At 74.0% G+C, this 19,458-nt stretch carries 18 protein-coding genes; 8 read left to right on the top strand and 10 right to left on the bottom strand.

The features are described 5' to 3' along the window. Nucleotides 1-8 precede the first annotated feature (8 nt). The 3 genes from ACZ6TB_RS03765 to ACZ6TB_RS03755 all read left to right on the top strand — a co-directional run bounded on the left by ACZ6TB_RS03765 (nucleotide 9) and on the right by ACZ6TB_RS03755 (nucleotide 2,827). Complete coding sequence (locus ACZ6TB_RS03765; protein WP_465550196.1) at nucleotides 9-857, top strand: helix-turn-helix domain-containing protein; 849 nt, start codon at nucleotides 9-11, stop codon at nucleotides 855-857. A gap of 53 nt (nucleotides 858-910) precedes the next feature. After that, complete coding sequence (locus ACZ6TB_RS03760; RefSeq protein ID WP_465550194.1) at nucleotides 911-2,374, top strand: LmeA family phospholipid-binding protein; 1,464 nt, start codon at nucleotides 911-913, stop codon at nucleotides 2,372-2,374. Nucleotides 2,375-2,611: 237 nt separating this feature from the next. Then, the gene (locus ACZ6TB_RS03755) at nucleotides 2,612-2,827 is read left to right on the top strand and encodes a hypothetical protein (protein ID WP_465550193.1); all 216 of its coding nucleotides are present in this window, start codon (nucleotides 2,612-2,614) and stop codon (nucleotides 2,825-2,827) included. 2 nt (nucleotides 2,828-2,829) lie between these two features. Here ACZ6TB_RS03755 and ACZ6TB_RS03750 read toward each other — a convergent pair whose 3' ends face one another. From ACZ6TB_RS03750 to ACZ6TB_RS03740, 3 genes are read right to left on the bottom strand one after another with little or no spacing between them, the layout of a single operon-like run. Further along, the gene (locus ACZ6TB_RS03750; protein ID WP_465550191.1) at nucleotides 2,830-4,905 is read right to left on the bottom strand and encodes an iron ABC transporter permease; all 2,076 of its coding nucleotides are present in this window, start codon (nucleotides 4,903-4,905) and stop codon (nucleotides 2,830-2,832) included. A 1-nt stretch (nucleotide 4,906) separates the two neighbouring features. Further along, the gene (locus tag ACZ6TB_RS03745; RefSeq protein WP_465550189.1) at nucleotides 4,907-5,905 is read right to left on the bottom strand and encodes an ABC transporter substrate-binding protein; all 999 of its coding nucleotides are present in this window, start codon (nucleotides 5,903-5,905) and stop codon (nucleotides 4,907-4,909) included. An 18-nt stretch (nucleotides 5,906-5,923) separates the two neighbouring features. Then, nucleotides 5,924-6,733 (bottom strand): ABC transporter ATP-binding protein, encoded by an 810-nt coding sequence (locus tag ACZ6TB_RS03740; RefSeq protein ID WP_465550187.1) that lies wholly within the window; start codon nucleotides 6,731-6,733, stop codon nucleotides 5,924-5,926. A 148-nt stretch (nucleotides 6,734-6,881) separates the two neighbouring features. Here ACZ6TB_RS03740 and ACZ6TB_RS03735 point away from each other — a divergent pair, with 148 nt between their 5' ends. From ACZ6TB_RS03735 to ACZ6TB_RS03725, 3 genes are all read left to right on the top strand, one after another. Then, nucleotides 6,882-7,883, top strand: coding sequence for an NAD-dependent epimerase/dehydratase family protein (locus tag ACZ6TB_RS03735; protein ID WP_465550185.1), 1,002 nt, complete (start codon nucleotides 6,882-6,884; stop codon nucleotides 7,881-7,883). A 163-nt stretch (nucleotides 7,884-8,046) separates the two neighbouring features. Beyond that, on the top strand, nucleotides 8,047-8,670 hold the full coding sequence (locus ACZ6TB_RS03730; RefSeq protein ID WP_465550183.1) for a TetR/AcrR family transcriptional regulator: 624 nt from the start codon (nucleotides 8,047-8,049) through the stop codon (nucleotides 8,668-8,670). Then, complete coding sequence (locus ACZ6TB_RS03725; RefSeq protein WP_465550182.1) at nucleotides 8,667-9,206, top strand: GNAT family N-acetyltransferase; 540 nt, start codon at nucleotides 8,667-8,669, stop codon at nucleotides 9,204-9,206. Before ACZ6TB_RS03730 ends, ACZ6TB_RS03725 begins: the two co-directional genes overlap by 4 nt. Here the strand turns inward: ACZ6TB_RS03725 and ACZ6TB_RS03720 are convergent. The 3 genes from ACZ6TB_RS03720 to ACZ6TB_RS03710 are packed head-to-tail and all read right to left on the bottom strand — an operon-like array spanning nucleotide 9,200 to nucleotide 15,180. Beyond that, the gene (locus ACZ6TB_RS03720; protein WP_465550180.1) at nucleotides 9,200-13,804 is read right to left on the bottom strand and encodes a tetratricopeptide repeat protein; all 4,605 of its coding nucleotides are present in this window, start codon (nucleotides 13,802-13,804) and stop codon (nucleotides 9,200-9,202) included. The genes ACZ6TB_RS03725 and ACZ6TB_RS03720 overlap by 7 nt on opposite strands. After that, a complete protein-coding gene (locus tag ACZ6TB_RS03715) occupies nucleotides 13,783-14,121 on the bottom strand; it encodes a CU044_2847 family protein (protein WP_465550178.1) in 339 nt (112 codons plus the stop codon). The genes ACZ6TB_RS03720 and ACZ6TB_RS03715 overlap by 22 nt, the downstream gene beginning before the upstream one ends. A gap of 54 nt (nucleotides 14,122-14,175) precedes the next feature. After that, nucleotides 14,176-15,180: a lysylphosphatidylglycerol synthase transmembrane domain-containing protein gene (locus tag ACZ6TB_RS03710; RefSeq protein ID WP_465550176.1), complete on the bottom strand. Its 1,005-nt coding sequence runs from the start codon at nucleotides 15,178-15,180 to the stop codon at nucleotides 14,176-14,178. Between the two features lie 80 nt (nucleotides 15,181-15,260). Between ACZ6TB_RS03710 and ACZ6TB_RS03705 the strand changes: the two genes are divergently transcribed. Next, on the top strand, nucleotides 15,261-16,208 hold the full coding sequence (locus ACZ6TB_RS03705; protein WP_465550174.1) for an NAD(+)/NADH kinase: 948 nt from the start codon (nucleotides 15,261-15,263) through the stop codon (nucleotides 16,206-16,208). Nucleotides 16,209-16,344: 136 nt separating this feature from the next. After that, on the top strand, nucleotides 16,345-16,830 hold the full coding sequence (locus ACZ6TB_RS03700) for a universal stress protein (RefSeq protein ID WP_465550172.1): 486 nt from the start codon (nucleotides 16,345-16,347) through the stop codon (nucleotides 16,828-16,830). A 40-nt stretch (nucleotides 16,831-16,870) separates the two neighbouring features. Here the strand turns inward: ACZ6TB_RS03700 and ACZ6TB_RS03695 are convergent, their stop codons facing one another. The 4 genes from ACZ6TB_RS03695 to ACZ6TB_RS03680 all read right to left on the bottom strand — a co-directional run. Continuing rightward, a complete protein-coding gene (locus ACZ6TB_RS03695; RefSeq protein ID WP_465550170.1) occupies nucleotides 16,871-17,443 on the bottom strand; it encodes a TetR/AcrR family transcriptional regulator in 573 nt (190 codons plus the stop codon). Beyond that, nucleotides 17,440-18,114: a DsbA family oxidoreductase gene (locus tag ACZ6TB_RS03690; protein WP_465550168.1), complete on the bottom strand. Its 675-nt coding sequence runs from the start codon at nucleotides 18,112-18,114 to the stop codon at nucleotides 17,440-17,442. Before ACZ6TB_RS03690 ends, ACZ6TB_RS03695 begins: the two co-directional genes overlap by 4 nt. 2 nt (nucleotides 18,115-18,116) lie before the next feature. Continuing rightward, nucleotides 18,117-19,217 carry a CaiB/BaiF CoA transferase family protein gene (locus ACZ6TB_RS03685; protein ID WP_465550166.1) on the bottom strand — a complete coding sequence of 367 codons (1,101 nt, stop codon included), beginning with the start codon at nucleotides 19,215-19,217 and terminating at the stop codon, nucleotides 18,117-18,119. Next, on the bottom strand, nucleotides 19,210-19,458 hold a 249-nt coding region (locus tag ACZ6TB_RS03680; protein WP_465550165.1), incomplete at its 5' end, for a hypothetical protein. The genes ACZ6TB_RS03685 and ACZ6TB_RS03680, both read right to left, overlap by 8 nt.

Below are 19,458 nucleotides of genomic sequence, written 5' to 3'. Positions count from 1 at the left end.
GAGAACCCGTGAATGCCCCTGACGGTGCCGCGGAGTCGATCGGGTCGGAGATCCGTCGCCTGCGCACTGCTCGGGGGCTGACCGGCAAGGAGGTCGCCCGGCGAAGCGGCCTCAGTCAATCGAAGGTGTCCCGCCTCGAGACGGGTGTCGGCTCGGCATCGCCGGGCGATGTGGCGAAGGTGGCCCGGGCCCTCGGCCTGGAGAGCGAGGCGGAGCGTGCGCTGATCGATCTGGCGACGCGCGAGCGCATACCCATCGAGCCGTGGCAGGATGGCCGGCCCGGCTACGAGTTCCGGCAGCTGGAAACCGAGCAGCTTGAGCTGGGCGCTACCGACTTCAAGGTCTTCCAGCCCAACTTCGTGATCGGGCTCTTGCAGACGGGCGGCTACGCTGAAGCGATTCTTTCCGCACTTCTGCGGGTGAGTGGTGCGCCCGGCCCGGTGTACGGCGCGGTGTCGGCGCGGGTTCACCGCCAGACCGTCCTGTCGGATCGCGGCAAGCAGTTCGACTTCGTGATGCATGAGGCGGCCCTGAGCAACAGGCTCTGCCCGCCGGAGGAGATGCCGGCGCAGATCCGGCGAATTCGCGATGTGGCCGCACTACCGAACGTCACGGTGAGTTTCATCCCGGCCGAGGTGCGGTGGCGGGTTCCACCGGTGCACGGTTTTTCGATACTCGACGACCGGAACCTTTTCGTCGATCTCTACTTCACCGGGCTGAGCAAGCACGACCAGTCCGACGCCGATCTCTACGGCCGGGTCTTCGCCACCATGAAAGAGCAGGCCGACCCCGAGATCAAGCCCATCCTCGACCGATATGCGAAGCAGTACGCCCGGGAGCTCGCCGACGGCGTCTGAGCTGTTCATGGTCAAGATGAACCCCCGGTGGTTACCCGCTCGTAAACCTGGGCATGACCGCGCTGCTATCTGAGGTTCATCGGCCGGCGCACAGTGTGCGTGGGCGGCGCAAGAAGTGGCTGGCCGTGGGGGCCACCGGCATCACGCTTCTGGTCGCCGTGGGGATGCTGGCTCTCGCCGTACCCCTGCCGGGCCTTGAAGGCTTTCTCGGTGACCGGGTCGTGGCGCGCGTCAGTGACCAGGTCGCCTGCCCGGGAACCCTGCCCGCGCCGCCCGAGGTCGTCGTCGGTGGGGACGGGCCGCTGTTGCCGCAGGCGCTGCGCGGGAAGCTGGAGCAGCTGCGGGTCAAGGTGCCCGACGCGACGCTCAGCGGGGTGCCGCACGCCGCGTTCGCCGCCACCATGAAGGACGTCACGCAGCCGGGGAAGGGCAGCACGCACGTCGGCAGCATGGACGCGGAGATCACCGTGGCATTCAAGAACCTCCCGGCGCACGGGCAGGCGACCATGCCGACCTTCCACCGCGCGCCCGACGGTGGGCTCACGGTCGACGTGGTGGTGCCGCCCGAGGCGGCCGCGAACGTCCGGGCCAAGCTCTACCTGCGGATGAGCGTGCAGGGCGAGACGGTCCGGTCGGTGCCGCAGCGGCTCGAGCTCTTCGGCCGGACGGTGCCGGCCGCGCAGGTGAGCGATCTGACCGGGGGCGTACGCACGGAGAAGCTCCCGCATCTGCCCGACGGCGTGGTCTACAAGTCGATCACGCCGCGCGCGGACGGCCTGCACGTCGCCCTCGGCGGGATCTCGACGACGGCGCTGTCGACGTTGCCGGCGTCGGTGGGCGGGCGCGACGTCACCTACACGGCCGCGGAGGGGCTGCTCGGCATCAACACGACGGCGATCGGGGTGCCGCTGACGATCCGGACCGCGCCGGTGCTGGCGGGGACGACGCTCACGCTGACGCCTCGCAAGGTCCACATCCTCGGCGCCGATCACGATCCGGACGACGCGATCGCCAAGCTGGTCCTTTCCCAGACCGATCAAAGTTCCCTCACCCGTACGCTGCCCGCGCTGCCCGATGGCGTGACCTATCGCGCGGTCTCGGTCGACCCGGGCGGCATCCGCCTGACCATCGAGGGCGTCACCGTGAAGCCGTTCTCGGCGCTGTCCCAGCCGCCCGGCGACCATCCGACGACGTTCGGGGCCGCGGACGGGCTGCTGACCGCGACGCAGAAGGGCGGCTCGGGCGACGCCACCCCGATCACCCTCTACGGGCGGCCGGTCATCCACGGCGCCACGTTGGACATCGCGCCGCAGCAGATCCAGATGTTCGGCATCCGCTTCCCGGCCGCGAAGGTGCTGGCCGAGGTGACGGCGCAGCAGACCACGTTCCCGCTGCAGAAGCTGCCGGCCGGCCTCGCGTACCAGAAGGTCGAGGTCCTGCCGACCGGCCTGCGCATCCGTCTGTCGGGCAAGGACGTCACCCTGGCCCGCGGAAGCCTCACCGGCGGGTCCTGCTGACGGGGTCTTCCGGTGTGGCCGACAAAAAGGTTAAAATGCGCATCACCCCCCGGCTCATCGGGCTCCCGGGCCGACAACGGTCGCCCCTGCTTTCGGATCCCAGCCGGCGTGCTGTGCATATAGATGGCGTTACCTATCTGAGTTCCTCGCGTGTCGGTGCCGGATCTCAGCTTCCGCCGTTCCGGTGGCCGAGCTGAGCCGTGCGCGCCTCTCGGCCGGCGTCGAGAGGAGCCCGCCATGGAGCCTGCGTTCTGGCTGGCGGTGAGCGCGTCGGTGGTCGGCGCCATCGGCACCGGCTTCAAGGTCTGGCGGGAGAAGATCCGGGCCCGCAGCCGCCGCGAGAACCTGCACGAGGCGCTGCGCAGGACGAGGCCGGCCGACCGGGCCCGGATCATCGAGGCGCTGGCGAAGTATGAGCGCCAGCCCCCGGACGCCAACGGGCTGCGGAAGTGACCTCAGGCGCCGCGGCCGCGCCAGAGCAGCCAGACGAAGTAGGGGGCTCCGATCATCGCCGTCACCAGGCCGGCGGCCAGCTGGGTCGGGGCCAGCACCGTGCGGCCCACGGTGTCGGCGACGCTGACCAGCACCGCGCCCAGGGCCACCGCGACCGGAATCGCGACCGCGTGCCGGGCGCCGACCAGGGCCCGGGCCGCGTGCGGGGCGACCAGGCCGACGAAGGCGAGGGCGCCCACCGCGCAGGCGGCGGCCGCGGTCAGGACCGCCGCCAGGGCCAGGAACGCCAGGCGGGCGCGACCCACGGGCACGCCGAGGACGCGCGGGACGTCCTCGTCCAGGGAGATCAGGTCGAGGGTCCGGGTGGCGGCCAGGGTCAGGGGCAGGGCGACGAGCAGGACCAGGGCCACCGGGATCACCTGGCCGATCGTGCGGCCGTACGTGGAGCCGGCCAGCCAGGTCAGGGCGGCGCCCGTGTTCCAGGGGGAGACCACGACCACGATCAGGGTGGTCAGCGCCGAGGCGGCCGCGCTCACGCCGACGCCGACCAGCACGATCCTGTCCGACGCCGGGCCGCGGCCCGCGGCCAGCCGATAGACCAGGGCGAACGTGGCGAGGGCGGCGGCCGTCGCGGCCGCCATCGTGGGCCAGACGCTCAGGCCGGGCAGGAGCAGGGCGACCACGACCGCGCCCACGCCGGCGCCGGGGGTCACGCCGAGCAGCCCGGGCTCGGCCAGCGGGTTGCGGCAGACGGCCTGGACGATCGCGCCGCCCAGGGCCAGGGCGGCGCCGCCGAGCAGGGCGGCCAGGACGCGGGGCCAGCGCTGGCCGAGGACGAAGCCGACGTTGCGCCCGGCCCGGCCCTGCCACCAGTTCGCGACGTCGCCGAGCAGCACCAGGCGGTCGCCGAACAGCAGCGCGGCGACGAACGCGGCGACCAGGGCCACGGCCAGCACGACGGCGACGGTGGCGATCCAGCCGCGGGAGCGGACCGAGCCGTGCGCGCCGCGGGCGGGAGCGGCGGCCGGACCGCCGTCGCGCAGGCCGCGGGCCAGCCAGACCAGCACCGTGGCGCCGGCCAGTGAGGTGACGACGCCGGTCGGGACCGAGATGGCGACGTCGGCCGGGAGCACGACGCGCATCAGCACGTCGGCGCCGACCACGACGATGGCGCCGGCCAGCCCGGCGAACGGGAGCAGGAGCAGGTGGGCGCCGAGGCCGGGGACGCGGCGGGCGATCAGGCGGGCGATGACCGGCGCGCACAGGCCGACGAAGCCGATCGGGCCGGCGACGGTGACGGCGGTGGCGGCCAGCAGGACGGCCACCGCGACGGCGAGGACGCGGGTACGCCGGACGTCGACGCCGAGCACGCGGGCCGGGTCGTCGCCCAGCGCCAGCACGTCGAGGCGGTGGGCGAGCAGCATCACGAGCAGGACGCCGGCCGCGACCAGGGGAGCGGCCATCGTGACCTGATGGCCACCGGACTGGACGGTGGTGCCGCTGCCCCACGCGTACAGGCCGATGGTGTTCTGCGAGAAGAGCATCAGCAGCACGATGGTGAGCGAGTTGAGGGCGAGCGCGACCGCCGAGCCGGCCAGGATGAGCCGGGTCGGACCGGCCGCGCCGCCGCGGGCCACCAGCAGCACCAGCCCGGCGGCGAGCAGGCCGCCGGCGAACGCGGTCAGGCCGTTGAGGAAGAACGGCAGCGAGACGCCGAACGCCGCTACCGCCACCACGGCGACGTAGGCGCCGGCGTTGACGGCCAGGGTGTCGGGGGAGGCCAGCGAGTTGCGGGCGACCGACTGGAGCACGCCCCCGGCGATGCCGACCGCGATGCCGACGAGCAGGGCGGCGGCGAGCCGGGGGAGGCGGCTCGCCATCAGCACGGCCATCGCCTGGGCCCGGTCGCCGCCGGCATCGGCCCAGGGGAGCAGGGCGTCCAGGCGCGCGGTGCCCTGCGTGAGGTGCACCGCGGCCAGGACGACGAGCAGCACGATCGCGCCCGCGAAGACCGCCACGGTCCGGTACGACCGGCGGGTCGCCGGCGGCGCGATCGGCGCCGCCTCCAGAAGTGCCACCTCAGGCGGAGAGGGCGGAGACGAGGGCGTCGATGTAGGCGTTCGCCGAGGCGGGACCGCCGAACATCCAGATGCCGTCCGGGATGCGCTCGACCTTCTGCCCGGTGACGAACGGCAGCTGCTTCCAGACCGCGTTGTTCTTCAGCGAGTCGGTGAAGTCGCCGCCGTCGCTCTTGTTGGCCACGTAGACGAAGGTGCTCTGCGCGTTGGTGATCTTCGTGAGGCCCTCGACGTCGGACTGGGCGAGCCCGTAGTCCTTGTCGCCGCCGCTCGTCCACTGGTTCTGCAGGCCGAGCGACCCGGCGATCGCGCCGAAGAATGAGCCCGGCGTGTAGAAGCGCAGCGAGACCGTGCCCGAGTCGACCCAGCCGTCGGCCATGGTGAACGGCGCGCCGCTCTTGCCCGCCTTGGCCAGCGCGTCCTTGCCGGCGGCGACCTTGGCGTCGAAACCGGCCAGCAGCTCGGCGCCCTTCGCGTCGGTGCCGGTGGCCTTGGCCAGCGTCGTCACCGTCCGGCGCATGTAGCCGATCGGGTCCGTCCCGTCCGAGCCGCGCAGGGTCAGCACCGGCACCTTGGCCGCGAGCTGCTTGATCACGGTCGCCTGGAGGTCGGTGGTGGTGACGACCAGGTCCGGGTCGAGCGCGACGATCGCGTCGAGGCTGGGCTCGCCGCGCTGGCCGACGTCGGGGGTGGCGGCGTCGATCGGGGCGCTGGTGTCCCAGACGTTGTAGCCCTTGACGTCGGCCTGGCCGGCCGGCTTCACGCCCAGCGCCACCAGGTTCTCGGTGAGGCCCCATTCGAGCGAGACCACGTTGCGGGCCGGTGCGTCGAGGTGGACCGTGCCGCGCTCGTCGGTGAGGTCGACCGGGCCGGTCGGCGCCGGCGAGGGGGGCGCGGCGGCGGCCGGGTCGGCCGCGTCCTCGGTGGTGCCGCAGGCCGTGACCAGCAGCGCGGTGAGCGCGGCCGCCGAGGTGGCGAACGCGCGACGGGTGAGAGCCATGTCGGGGGAGACCTTTCGTTATCGCAGTGCGGGGCGGGCGTGGTGCCGGCCGAGTGGCCGGGTGCGGACGTGGCCGTCGTCGTCGACCGCGACGTCGATGCGCAGGCCGTAGACGGAGGTGAGCAGGTCGGCGGTGAGCACCTCGGCCGGTCGCCCGGTTGCCCGGACCACGCCCTGGTGCAGCAGCACGAGCTCGTCGGCGACCGCGGCGGCCTGGTCGAGGTCGTGCAGCACGACGCCGACGGCGACGCCGTGCTCGTCGGCGAGATCGCGCACGATGTCCAGCGTCTCGATCTGATAGCGCAGGTCGAGGAAGGTGGTGGGCTCGTCGAGCAGCACCACCCCGGTGTCCTGGGCGAGGCAGGTGGCGAGCCAGACCCGCTGGAGCTCGCCGCCGGACAGCTCGTCGACGGCCCGGTCGGCCATCCCGTCCATGCCGGTCAGCCGCATCGCGCGATCGACGACGGCCGGTCCGTCCGGGTCTCCGGCGCCGAAGCGGGAGCGGTACGGGTGCCGGCCGTACGCGACGACGTCCCGCACCCGCACCCCGCCCGGCGTCGGCCGCGACTGGGTGAGCAGGGTGACCCGCCGGGCGAAGTCCCGGGGCCGCAACGCGAGCGCGTCGTCGCCGTCGAGCATGACCGTGCCGCCCCGCGGCGCGTGCAGCCGGGCGAGCGAGCGCAGCAGCGTCGACTTGCCCGAGCCGTTGGGCCCGATCAGCGCCACGACGCGGCCGGCGCGCAGCTCGATGCCGGCGCCGTGCACGACGGTGCGGCCGTCGTAGGCGAGCGTCAGATCGGCGCCGGTGAGCGTCGCCTCCGTTTTCATGAGGTGAGGCTAACCTAACCGCCCGGCCGAGGGTACGGGGGTCTCGCCCGGTGAACCGCGTCACCGTTCACAGGCGGAGGCGGCATCTCCGCTTACTGCTACGCTGAACGAAACGGAGAGGACGTCTCCGCATGATCGGGAGGGCGACATGGGCGAGAAGGTGCTGGTCACGGGCGGATCCGGGTTCATCGCGGGCTGGGTGATCGCCGAGCTGCTGGAGCGCGGCTTCGAGGTGTGCACGACGGTCCGCGGCAAGCCGGTCCCGATCCCGGGGGTCGCCTCGGTGCGGGCGGACCTGACCGCCGACGAGGGCTGGGACGAGGCGGTGGCCGGGATGGACTACGTCCTGCACGTGGCGTCGCCGCTGGGGGACGAGAAGACCCGGGACCCGGAGGCGCTGATCGTCCCGGCCCGCGACGGCACGCTGCGGGTGCTGCGCGCGGCCACCCGGGCGGGCGTCAAGCGGGTGGTCCTGACCTCGGCCGCCAACGCGGCGAGCCCCTCCTCCTACCGGGAGGACGGCGTGACCGACGAGACGCTGTGGACCGATCCCGGCGATCCGGCGCTGATTCCGTACCGGCGCTCGAAGACCGTCGCGGAGAGGGCGGCGTGGGATTTCATGGCCGCCTACGACGGGCCGACGACGCTGACCACGGTGCTGCCCGGCGCCGTCCTCGGCCCGATCCGGTCGAGCGCCAACCTCGGCTCGGTGCGGATCGTCCAGCGCCTGCTCACCGGCGCGATGCCGGGCACGCCGCGGATCGGCCTCGAGATCGTCGACGTGCGTGACCTCGCCGACCTGCACCTGCGGGCCATGCTCGCGCCCGGGGCGGCCGGCGAGCGTTTCCTCGGCACCGGCGAGTTCACCTGGATGCGCGAGATGGCCCGCGACCTGCGCGCGGGGCTGGGCGATGCGGGGCTGGGCGACTCGGCGCGCAAGGTGCCCACGCGGCAGCTTCCCGATTTTGCCGTACGCGTCGCCGCGCGCTTCGACCCGTCGCTGCGCGCGATCACGGTGTCCCTCGGCCGCCGCAACCGGCACAGCACGGCCAAGGCCCGGCGAATCCTCGGCTGGCAGCCCCGCCCGGCCGCGGCGGCCGTGGTCGACTGCGCCCGCAGCCTGATCGAGCACGGCCTGGTCCCGGCGTGACCGCCGCGCGGCCACGTGGCCGCGCCGGCCGCGCGACCGCGCCGGGAGATCGGCGTGACCGCCGCGCGAGGCCGCGCGACCGCGCCGGGAGATCGGCGTGACCGCCGCGCGAGGCCGCGCGACCCGGCCGGAAGATCGGCGTGACGGATACGATGTCCGGACCATGACCGTCCGCCGCGACTCGGCCCGCAACCGGGCCCGCCTGATCGAGGCCGCCCGCGAGGTGTTCGCCGAGCGGGGGTTCGAAGCCACCCTCGACGACATCGCCCGGCACGCCGGGCTCGGCACCGGCACGGCCTACCGCCACTTCCCGAACAAGCAGGCCCTCGCCGCCGAGGTGCTGGCCGGGGCGACCGAGCAGATCGCCACCGACGCGCGGGAGTCGCTGGCCATCGCCGACCCGTGGCTCGCGCTGGTCACGTTCTTCGAGCGCACCGCCGAGCGGCAGGCCCGCGACCGGGGACTCTACGAGGCGCTGACCGGCCGCGGCGACGACGGGACGCAGGCGCGCATCTGGCCCGGCATCGTCACGACGGTCACCGAGCTGTTCGAGCGGGCGCGACGGGCCGGGGCGGTGCGGGCCGACGCCGCGCCGCAGGACATCGCGGCGATCTTCGCGTTTCTCGGGCCGGCCTTCGCGATGAGCCGCGAGGTCGCGCCCGACCTGTGGCGGCGCTACCTCGCCCTGATGCTGGACGGCCTGCGCGCGACCGACCGGCCCGCGCTCCCGGCGCCACCGCCGCCGGTCGATGCCCTGTCCACGATCATGAGAGCGGGAAAGCGTTGATCTCGCACGTCGACACCACGAAATCGCAGGATCGGCCGTACGTCGAGCAGGTCACCGATCTGGTCAACCGGGTCTATGCGGCGGCCGAGGAGGGGCTGTGGGCGGGGGAGACCGACCGGGTGAGCGCCGCCGACATCGCCGGCTACATCGCGGCCGGCGAGCTGGTCGAGGCCCGCGAGGGGGACGACCTGGTCGGCGTGGCCCGGATCCAGCGCCTGGCCACGGGCGAGGGCGAGCTGGGCATGCTGGTGGCGGACCCCGGGCGGCGCGGCAGCGGCATCGGGCGCGGGCTCATCGCGTACGGGGAGACGTGGGCAATTGATCTTGGTTTGAAGACCATGCAGGTCGAGCTGCTCGTGCCGCGGGACTGGACGCACCCGGTGAAGAAGTTCCTCTACGACTGGTACACCCGGCTCGGCTATCGCGTCGTGCGGCAGGGTGACTTCGCCGAGGACTATCCGGCGCTGGTGCCGCGGCTGGCGACGCCGTGCGACTTCCTCATCTTCCACAAGCCGCTGGCCGCGCCCGCCTACTGAGCCTTCAGCTCGGCGAGCAGGGCGTTCGCGTCCCCGGCCACCTCCGCGTCCTCGCTGTCGGCCGCCTCCATGAGCAGCTTGCGGCTCTCCGCGCGGTGGCCGCGCCGCAGCAGCAACTCTCCTTCGAGGAGGAAGAGCCAGTCGCGGTAGTCGTCGTCCCGCTCGGCCAGCAGCGGCCGCAGCACCTCCTCGGCCTCGTCCAGCCGGCCGTCGCGCAACAACGAGGCGCCGAGGCCGAGCGTGGCGGCCGAGGCGACGTCGGCATCGGCCGACCCGGTCAGGGCGCGCAGGGCGGGGATCGCCCGGCCGAAATGCTTCTCCCGCAGGTCGAGGTACGCGAGGGAGAGTCGCGCGGGCTCGTGGTACGCGGTCAGCGGACCGTCGGCGGCGCGCGCGAAGCAGGCCCGGGCCCGGTCCGGCTCGCCCCGGTCGGCGTGCAGCTGGCCGGCCCGGTACGCCGCCTCCTGCACGTGCCCGCAGACCGGCTCGGCCGCCATGTCGTCGTAGACCTTCAACGTCCCGGCCGGATCGTCCGGCCGCAGCAGCTCGGCCAGCCGCAGGGCGCTGGTGTGCGCGACCGGGTGCACCGGGTGCGAGGCGAGCACGCGCAGGCGGCGCACGGCCTCGGCGGTGTCCCCGCGCTTCTCGTGGAGGATCGCGAGGTTGAACTCGCCGAGCCCCCGCGTCTCGTCGGTCGCCGGCAGCGCCAGCAGCCGGTCGATGGCGGCCCCGGCCTCGTCGTAGTCGCCGTCGTCGAGGGCGAACGCCCCGCGGGTCAGCTCGATCTCGGGGAGCACCTCGCCGGTGGTGTCCGCCTTCTCGGCCCGGCGCAGCGCCGTCCGCGCGTCCTCGTCGCGGCCCTCCTGCCGCAGGAGGTCGGTCAGCAGGATCCAGGCGTCCGCCACCGGCCGCCCGGCGCCCTTGTCGATCGTGATGTGCAGCAGCCGTTTCCCCTCGGCGATGTCGCCGTCCCGCAGCACCCGGCGGGCGAGCCAGAGCGCGTCGACCGACGCGTGGGCGGGATCGCCGGACGCGACCGCGCGTCGCAGCGCGTCGAGGAGCAGCTCGGTGTCGCCGGTCGTCTCGGCCAGCCGGGCGAGAGCGTCCCCGGCCCGCCCGGCGAGACCGGCGTCGTGCGCGGCCTCCGCCGCCGTCAGCGCGTCGGCCAGCCGCAGCGTCGCCCGGTTGAGCTTCCCCTCGTCGCGCAGCAGGCAGCCGAGCTGATAGGCGAGGTGGCCGCCCTCCTCCAGATCGGGCAGCGCGGCGGTCAGCAGGTCGATCGCCTCCCGCCGGCGGCCCTGCCCGGCGAGGGCGATGGCCGCCTTCTGCGCGGCGTTCCCCGAACCGGGGTTGAACCGCACCTGCACCGCCGCCCGCCACTGATCGATCGCCTCCGGCTGGTTGCCCTCCTCGTCGGCGAGGTCGCCGAGCACGACGTGCGCGGCCGCGACGCTGTGCGTGTGCCCGGTCGGCAGCACCCGCCGGAGGGCCGCGGCGGCCGCCGCCTTATCCGTCCCGAGCAGCGCCATGCCGGTGAGCTGGTTGGCGTGGGCACACAGAAACGGGTCCTCGTCGGCCAGCAGCGGGCGGAAGAGCTCGACGGCGGTCGCGTGGTCGTCGTCGAAGTACGCCTCCTTCGCCAGCCTCTCCAGCGCGTAGCGGGCCGCGGAATCGGGTTGGGCGGCGGCCGCCCGATACGCCTCGAGCCCGGCCGGCCGGTCGCCGGCCGCGATGAGGGCCTTGCCGAGCTGCGTGCCGGCGCGCGCCGCGATCGAGGCCGACGGGCCGGCCGCGAGCGGCCGCAGCAGCGCGACGGCGGAGTCGGTCAGACCCTGCTGGGCGTAGAGCGTGGCCAGCCGCAGCGTCTCCTCGTCGGGCGAGCCGGCCTCGGCGTGCACGTCGCGGAGGAACTCGGAGAGCCGGCGCGCCTCGGCGGGCCGGTCGAGATCGGTGAGCACCTCGGCCAGGACGACGACGATGTCGGCGCCGAGCAGCCGCAGGTCGCCGCGCTCGCAGGCGAGGGCGTGGGTGAGCGCCGCCGCCCGGTCGCCGCTGTTCATGTGGGCGAGGACCAGGCCGGCCCGGGCCTTCAGCGCGGTCTCCGGCACCTCCGCCTGCGCGGCCCGCTCGAACAGGGGAATCTGCTCGGCCGGGTCGGAGAGCAGCCAGGCCAGGCTCATTCTCGCGTGGTCGACCCCCGGGCCGTCGCCGAGCGCGATCACCGTCCGGTACACCGCGGCCGGGTCGCCGGCCAGGGACGTCCCGAAGCCGTACCCCACCTCGGCGAAGGTCACCGGATCGTCCGGAGGGGACGCGGACAGCCGGGCGAAGATCTCCTCGGCCTGCTCCCGGTCCCCGGCGTCCAGTGCCGAGACCATGGCGAGCAGCCACCCGCCGCCCTCCGAGACGAGCGCGTACTCGCGCCCCGCGGCGAGCGCCTGCTCGTGCTCGCGGCGCCGGTTGCGGAGCTTCCAGAGCGCGAGCCAGCCACCCGAGGCGCCGCCCGGCCGCGAGCAGGCGTGCTCGTACAGGCGCGCGGCGTCGTCGTCGTTGCCGAGCTCCTCGTGCAGGTTGCCCGCCTTGATCAGCGCCTGGTCGACGGTGTGGGAATGCCCCGACCCGATCGCGGCGGCGTAGTCGTCGAGGGCGCCGGCGGTGTCGCCGAGCCGGTGGCGGCACTCGGCCCGGAACACCAGGGCGTGCGCCCGGAAGCTGTCGTCGTCGTGCTCGATCGCGGCCGTCAGCGGCTCCAGCGCCTCCTCGATGCGACCGAGCCGCAGCAGCTCCTCGCCGAGGAAGGACGCCGCGGCCGCCGCGGCGCGAGGGACGGCGCTCTGCCGGGTCCGCGCCGCGGCGATCATGATCCCGGGCCGGTCCTTGCGCTGCACGGCCTCGATCAGGATGCGGAAGCACTCGGCGTCGTCCGCGCGGTCGACGGCCACGCGCCAGGCGGCCGGGTCGACCGGCCGGGCCGCGCGCTCGCCCTGCCCGTCGGCCACGGCGACGAGGTAGTCTAGCGGCCGGCACGCCTCGGCGCCGGTCGGGCCGGCGACCTCGACCAGCGAGACGTGCGAGCCGATCGTGTCCGCGATCCAGGCGACGGCCTCGTCGAGCGTGGTGAGGACGGCATGCGGGAACCGGCGTTCGAGATGGACCGCGCACGCCAGGGCCAGCTCGGCGACGGTCGACGGCCGTTCCCGGCCGGTCCGGGCCAGGTCGATCGCGGCCCAGGTCAGCGCCCAGCCGAGCGGGTTCTCCGCGCCGTCGAGCTTGCGCAGCAGCTCGGGCCCGGCGATCAGCCGCTCGCCGATGCCGACGCCGCCGGCGAAGTCCTCCTCCGGGTACGCGAGGGCGGCGGCCACGTGCTCGCCCTCGCTCAGCGTCATCGGCAGCTGGAGGACCCGGGCGCCGGCCCAGCCCTCGATGCGCCGCCAGTCGGTCGCGGCCGTCTCGCCGGCCTCGAACAGCCGGCGGTACGGGCCGTCCCGGATCGTGGCGACGACCCGCCAGGGCGGGGTGCGGCCGGCCAGCTCGCGCAGCATGTCGAGGTCGAGCCCGCCACCGGCGCCGAGGAACCGTTCGAGGTCGTCGAGCCAGACCACGGCCGGCTCGCCGGTCAGCCCGGCCTCGTCCCGCAGCAGCAGCGGCTCGACGGCGTCGCGGTCGCGCGGCTCGAGCAGCGTGGCGTCGCCGCACACGGCCCGGACCGCCTCCCACGCCGTGCGGGTCTTGCCGGCCTTCGACGGGCCCGCGACGACGGTCAGGGTGTGGGTGGCGACGGCTTCGCGCAGCCGGTCGTCGAGGTCGCGGGGGACATAGGGACCGTGCCGGTACGCGTTGGGCGTCACCCCGGCCGCGCCGGCGTCGACCTGCCGGGCCGCGGGGAGCCCGCCGCCACGCTCGGTGTGCCGGGCCAGGCCGCGCAGCGGATGCGGGTCGAGGGCGGCGGGCGGGCGCGCGGCGTCGGTGAGGGCGGCCATCACCTCGACCGGGAGCATCGCGCCGCAGGGCCGGCTGGCGCTGCGCAGATCCTCGGCGACGACGATGCCGATGACCGACTCGGTCGACGTGTCCCAGACCGGGGATCCGCTGTAGCCGCGGGTGATCCGGGCGCCGTCCGCGGTCTGCCCGTCGAGCTGGACCCACTGGCCGCGCGGCCCGAAGCTGCCGACCACGGTGCCGACGGCGTTCTGCCCGTACTCCTTGTAGCCGGCCGGGAAGCCGAGCACCCGGAAGGGCACCGACGGCCGCGCGCCCCACGCCCGCAGCGGCGCGTCGTCCAGGGCGGCGGGCAGATCGTCCAGGGCTTCGAGCACGGCCAGGTCGTCGGCGCCGTCCGCCGCCGTGGGGAACCAGCCGTCGGCCCGCACCCGGGCGGTGAACCGCGACCCGCGGGCGTGCCAGGGCACGAGCGTGAGCGGGCCGGTGGGCGCGGCCGTGGGCACGCCGTCCAGCCCCAGCGCGGCGGCGACGACGTGCGCGCAGGTCAGCAGCCGGCGGCCGGCCCCGGTGGCGACGGCGAACGCACAGCCGACCGGCACGTCGCCGGCGAGAACGAGGGCGACGCAGCGCGCGGTCAGGCCGGGTTTGAGGTCCACTTCAGCGTCACCTTGATCTGCGCCTCCGCGCTCGCCGAGGTGAACACGAGCCCGGCCTTGCCGGAGAGCTTCAGGCCGAACTCGAAGTCGACCGCGTCCGGGGCGAGGTCGCGAAGCTTTTCCATGAAGACCCGGGCGGTGGGCACGACCACCTTGTCGAGCGCCTCCCGGACGCTGTCGGGCGCGTCGGCGAGCACCTTCACCGGGTCGGCGACGCGGCCGAACGGGTCGTCACTCTCCCACGACTCGTCGTCGGTCTCGGCCAGCAGCGCGGGGCCGCCGGGCTCGAGGGGAACCGCGATCAGAACCTTCGCCATCACCCATGGATATCGGGTCGGTGCGGGGATGGACAGATCGTTGTCGGCGATCGGTCAGCCGAGCGCCTCGACGACGCCGGCGCGCTGCTTGCGCGGGCCGGCCGGCGCGCGCATGCCGAGCCAGGAGAGCCAGCCCAGGGCCACGATGAAGCCGAAGCTGATCACCCGGTAGAGGACGACGGCGGCGACCGCGGCCGAGGCGCCGACGCCGCCGGCGATGAGGCCGAGGATCAGGGCACTGTCGATGATGCCGAGGCCGCCCGGGACGATCGTGATGGTGCCGGCCGCCATCGCGGCGCAGAAGGCGAGCAGCACCACGGTCAGCGCGGCCGGCCGCTCGCCGACCGCGCGGAAGCACAGCCACAGGCAGAGCGCGTCGAGCGTCCAGTTGAGCAGGGCCAGCGCCGCGGCGGCGACCGCGTGGCCGGGGCTCAGCCGGGCCGCGCGCAGCTGGGCGAGGAACCCCTGGATGCGGGCCTGGCCGTCGGTCTCGGGGCGGCGGCGGAGGCGGTTGGCCACGGCCAGCGTGGTGGCGAAGATCGAGGGGTGGCGCGACACGTGGCGTACGGCGAGAACCAGCGCGACCGCACCGCCCAGCAGCCACGCCAGGTGTTGCCACTGCGCCGCGCCGCCGGCCGCGACCGCGCTGCCCAGGGTCAGCGCCGCGAGCGCGCAGGCCGAGAGGATGCCGCTGAGCGCGATGGCCCACGACGCGATCGCCGGGGTCGCCCCGAACCGCCGCATCTGCTGGTAGTTGAAGCGGGTCGAGAAGGCGGGACCGCCGGGGAGCGTGGCGCTCAGCGAGTGCGCGGCGTAGGCCAGCTTGAGGTGCTCGACGAGCGGGGCGCGCACGCCGGCCGACCGCAGCAGGTGGCTCTGCATCCGGGCGTACGCGTTCATCGCGCCCAGCTCGACACCGAGCGCCAGCAGGAGCCACCCGGGGTGCGGCGTGCGCAGCTGGTGCAGCGCGCCGGTCAGCGACGGCCAGCCGAGCACGAGTTCGACCGCGAGCAGGACCACGACGGCCCCGATCGCCACGCCGCGCAGTCGAAGTCTCACCCCTCCAGCGTCGGCTAAACTTTCCCCAAGGGCAAGATTTCTCGATGAGAATGCCATCACAGCTTCGCTAGGGTGAGGTCGTGAAGGCGATCGGGCTCGTCCTGCATCCGACCAAGCCGGTGGACCGGTCCGTGGAAGCGGTCGTGGCCTTCGCGGGGGCGAAACGCGTGCTGGTGCGCGAGGCCGACCGGGGGCGCGTCCCGGCCGCGGTCGAGGTCGTCCCCGAGGAGCGGTTCGTCGCCGAGGTGGACGCGATCATCGCGCTCGGCGGCGACGGCACGATGCTCGGCGCCATGCGGCTGATGGTCGACCGGCCGATGCCGGTGCTCGGCGTCAACCACGGCAACCTGGGCTTCCTCGTCGAGGTGACCCCGGCAGCGCTGCCGCGGGCGCTGGAGCGGGTGGCGGCCGGCGACTTCACGGTCGAGCACCACAGCTGCCTCGAGGTCGGCGCGCTGAAGATTCCGTACGGATTCAACGACGTCGTTCTCGGCCGTCCCGGCCGCACCGGCGCCGTGTCCGTCGACCTGATCGTCAACGACCTGCGCTACGGCTACTACCGCGGCGACGCCGTGATCGTCTCGACGCCGACCGGGTCCACCGCCTACAACTACGCGGCCGGCGGCCCGATCCTCTCCCCGTCCTCGCAGGCCGTCGTCGTCACGCCGGTCGCGCCGATGTCCGGCATCGGCCGCCCGGTGGTGCTCGGCGCCGGCGACCGGATCGCCCTCGACGTGGCCGACGACGGCACGCCGGTTGTTGTCGACGTGGACGGCATCCCGGCCGGCGAGCTCGGCCACGGCGAGCGGCTGACCCTGGCCATGCGCCCGGAGGCAGCCCAGGTGGTGCGGCTCTCGGCCGGCGACCACGCCAGCCGCAGCCGCATCAAGCTGAGCCTGCTCGACCTCCCGGTGCGCCGCGACCAGCTGCTCGAACTGATCCCGCCGGAGCTGCGCCGCAACGCCGAGGCCGTGGCCCGCGCCGAGGCCGCGGCCCTCGCCGACACCCCGGCCCGCGCCGAGGGCTGAGCCGGCGCCGCCGCGACCTCGGCGCCGGGTCCTCCGGCGCACCCCTCGTGCGTTGTCCGCCTGATGCGAATCGGCCCCGGAGACCGGCGTCTCCGGGGCCTTCGTAATACAGTGGACACGTCAAGCAGGAGACGATATGACCGACGACGACCTTGAGCAGTTGCGGCTTCCCGGCGTGCCCGACCGGGGCGCCGACGGGCCCGGCACGATCCTCGTGGGCGTCGACGGGTCCCCGACCTCGCTGCACGCCGCCGCCTACGCCGCCGGCCTCGCCCGCCGGCAGCATTCCCGGCTCGTCGCCGTCTACGTGCGCACCGCCGCCAGCTTCGTGCTGCCGGTGGCCGACGCCGGGGCCGCCGTGACCAGCGTCAACGAGGCGCAGGACGAGGTCGAGCGCGAGCTGCGGACGGCCATCGAGCAGCGCGTGGCCCCGCTCGAGGTGGACGTGCGGCTGGTCGTGCGCACCGGCGACCCGTACGCGGAGTTGCTCGAGGTCGCCCGCCAGATGCACGCCGACGCGGTGATCGTCGGCCGCTCCACCAAGATCTTGCATCGGATCGCCGGGTCGCTCGCCACCAAGCTGGTGCGCTGCGGCCGATGGCCGGTCACCGTGGTGCCCTGACCTTCCGCGGCCGCTCACCGTGGCCGCTCACCGTGGCCGCTCACCGTGGCGGCGTGACCTCCGGGCGCAGGCCGCGCAGCGCGAAGCCGAGCCGCCGGTCGTAGTCCTCCCGTGACTGATGCGAGCAGGCCCGCACGATCGTCCCGCGCTCCAGGATCAGGTGGGTCAGGTCCTCCGGCGTGAGATCGGCCCGCACCACCCCGGCCTCCTGGGCGTCGCGCAACAACCGGCGGGCGAAGTCGCACGCGTGGTCGCACAGCACGCTCAGCGGCTCGGAGTCGGGCAGCGCCCGCATCAGCATGTCGTTGGCGGCCGGCTCGTCGTACTGCAGCAGCCAGATCCGCCGCAGGTAACCGTCGAAGCGGGCCAGCGGCCCGTCGAGGCGATCGACCTCGTCGATGATGGTGCGGATCCGCTCGGCCACCAGCTCGTCGACGACCGCGTCGATCAGGCCCCGCCGGCCGCCGAACCGGTGGTAGATCGTGCCCTTGCTGACCCCGGCGGCCCGGGCCACCTCGTCCATCGGGGTGGTCAGGCCGCCGGTGCGGAAGACGTCGAGGGCGGCCCGGCGGATGCCCTCGACGTTGCGCCGCGCGTCGGCTCGCAGGGTCATGCCGGCTGCGTCGCCCGGTCCTGCCAGGTCACGTCCAGCGCCTTGCGGAACAGCTTGACCGGCTGCGCGCCGGAGACCGCGCGCTTGTTGTCGAAGACGAAGAACGGCACCCCGCTGATGCCCAGCTCGCGCGCCTGCGCCAGGTCGGCGCGGACGTCATCCTCGTACGCCCCGGTGGCCAGCGCCTCGGTCGCCTCGTCGCGGTCGAGGCCGAGCTCGGCGGCCAGGCCGGCGAGCACCGCGTGGTCGGCGAGGTCGAGGCCGTCGGTGAACTCGGCCCGGAACAGCCGCTCGACCACAGCGGTCTCGCGCCCGTGCGCCTTGGCCAGGTGGATCAGGCGGTGCGCGTCGAGCGTGTTGATCATCTGGGCCGACGCGAACCGGTAGTCGAGACCGGCCTCGGCGCCCCGGGCGGCCAGCTGCGCGTGCGAGGCCGCGATCTGGTCCTTGGGCATGCCGTACTGCTTGGCCAGGTAGTCGTCGGCGAGGACGGCCTCGCCGGCCGGGAAGCCCGGGTTGAGCTGGAAGCTGTGGTAGCGGACCTCGACCGCCGAGCGGTGCGGGAACTGCGCGACGGCCTCGGCGAGGATGGCGTGGCCGAGATAGCAGAACGGGCAGACGACGTCACTCCAGACGTCGACCGCGATCGGCTCGGCGTTACTTGACTCCATGGTCAAGAACGTACAACGGCCGGAGGCACCTCGACCACGCCGGCCTCGATCAGGGCGTCGATCTCCGCGTCGGCCAGGCCCAGCACCCGCGCGAGCACGTCCCGGGAATGCTCGCCCGGCAGCGGGGCCGGACCGAGCGCGGGGTCCGGGACGTTCGCGAACACGGCCGGCGCGTTCTCGGCCGGCATCGGCTCGGCGATCCGCGGATGGCGCATGGTGCGGAGGAAACCGCGGTGCGTCAGGTGCGGGTCGTCGAGCAGCTCGGGCACCCGTTGCATCATCGCGGCGGGCACGCCGGCCTCCTGCAACTCGGCCATGGCGCGGCGCGGCGAGCGCGCCGACGTCCACGCGGCGATCAGCGCGGCAGCCTTCTCGCGGTCTTCAAGACCGGTTTCCAGTACGGCCGAAAGCCGCCGCCAATCCTCCTGGTCACGCGGGTCGACCACGCACCACTCGTCGTCACCGGCGCACGGGTAGATGCCGCCGGTGCTGGTCCGCTCGGTCGCCAACTGGCTCAGGATCACCTCGGCCTGGGCCACGCTCACCGTGCCGCCGAGCCCGGTGCGCCGCCGCGCGACGAGCTTGGCCAGGATCGCGACCGCCTCGACCCGGGCCGCGACGTGATCGGGATAGATCGTCGACGCGTCGCTGAACCCGTCCTCGTCGTCCGGGTACCGCCACGACCCGCTGAGCCCCGCCGAGGCGCGCACGAGGGGCCCGTACCCCAGCCGCTTGCTCCACGGCCCGCTCGCCCCGAACGCGCTCGATTCACCGACGACGATCCCCGGATTGATCGCGGAGAGTTCCGCATAGCCGAGCCCGAGCGACTCCATCGTGCCCGGCTTGAAGTTCGACACCACGACATCGGCCTTCGCCACCAGCTTCTTGAAGACCGCGATCCCTTCCGGCGTACGGATATCGAGGCCGAGCCCGAGCTTGTTGCGGTGCCCGTAGGCGAACGACGGACTGATCGCCGACCCATCGAACGTCTGCCGGCTGCCGTCCGGGAACGCCTTGTTCTCCACCTTGATGACTTCGGCCCCCATGTCCGCGAAGAGCCGCCCGAGCTCCGCCCCGACGACGATGACCCCGAGATCAAGCACGCGTATCCCCTCGAGCGGCCGCTTGGCCCCCGCGTCCGCGCCACGCTTTGCCCCTGCGCCCACCGTTGCCCCAGCCCCAGCCCCAGCCCCAGCCCCAGCCCCAGCCCCAGCCCCAGCCCCAGCCCCAGCCCCAGCCCCAGCCCCAGCCCCAGCCCCAGCCCCAGCCCCAGCCCCAGCCCCAGCCCCAGCCCCAGCCCCAGCCCCAGCCCCAGCCCCAGCCCCAGCCCCAGCCCCAGCCCCT

The organism is Actinoplanes sp. NPDC051537, from assembly GCF_055586105.1.
This window is presented reverse-complemented; position numbering and strand designations above follow the sequence as displayed.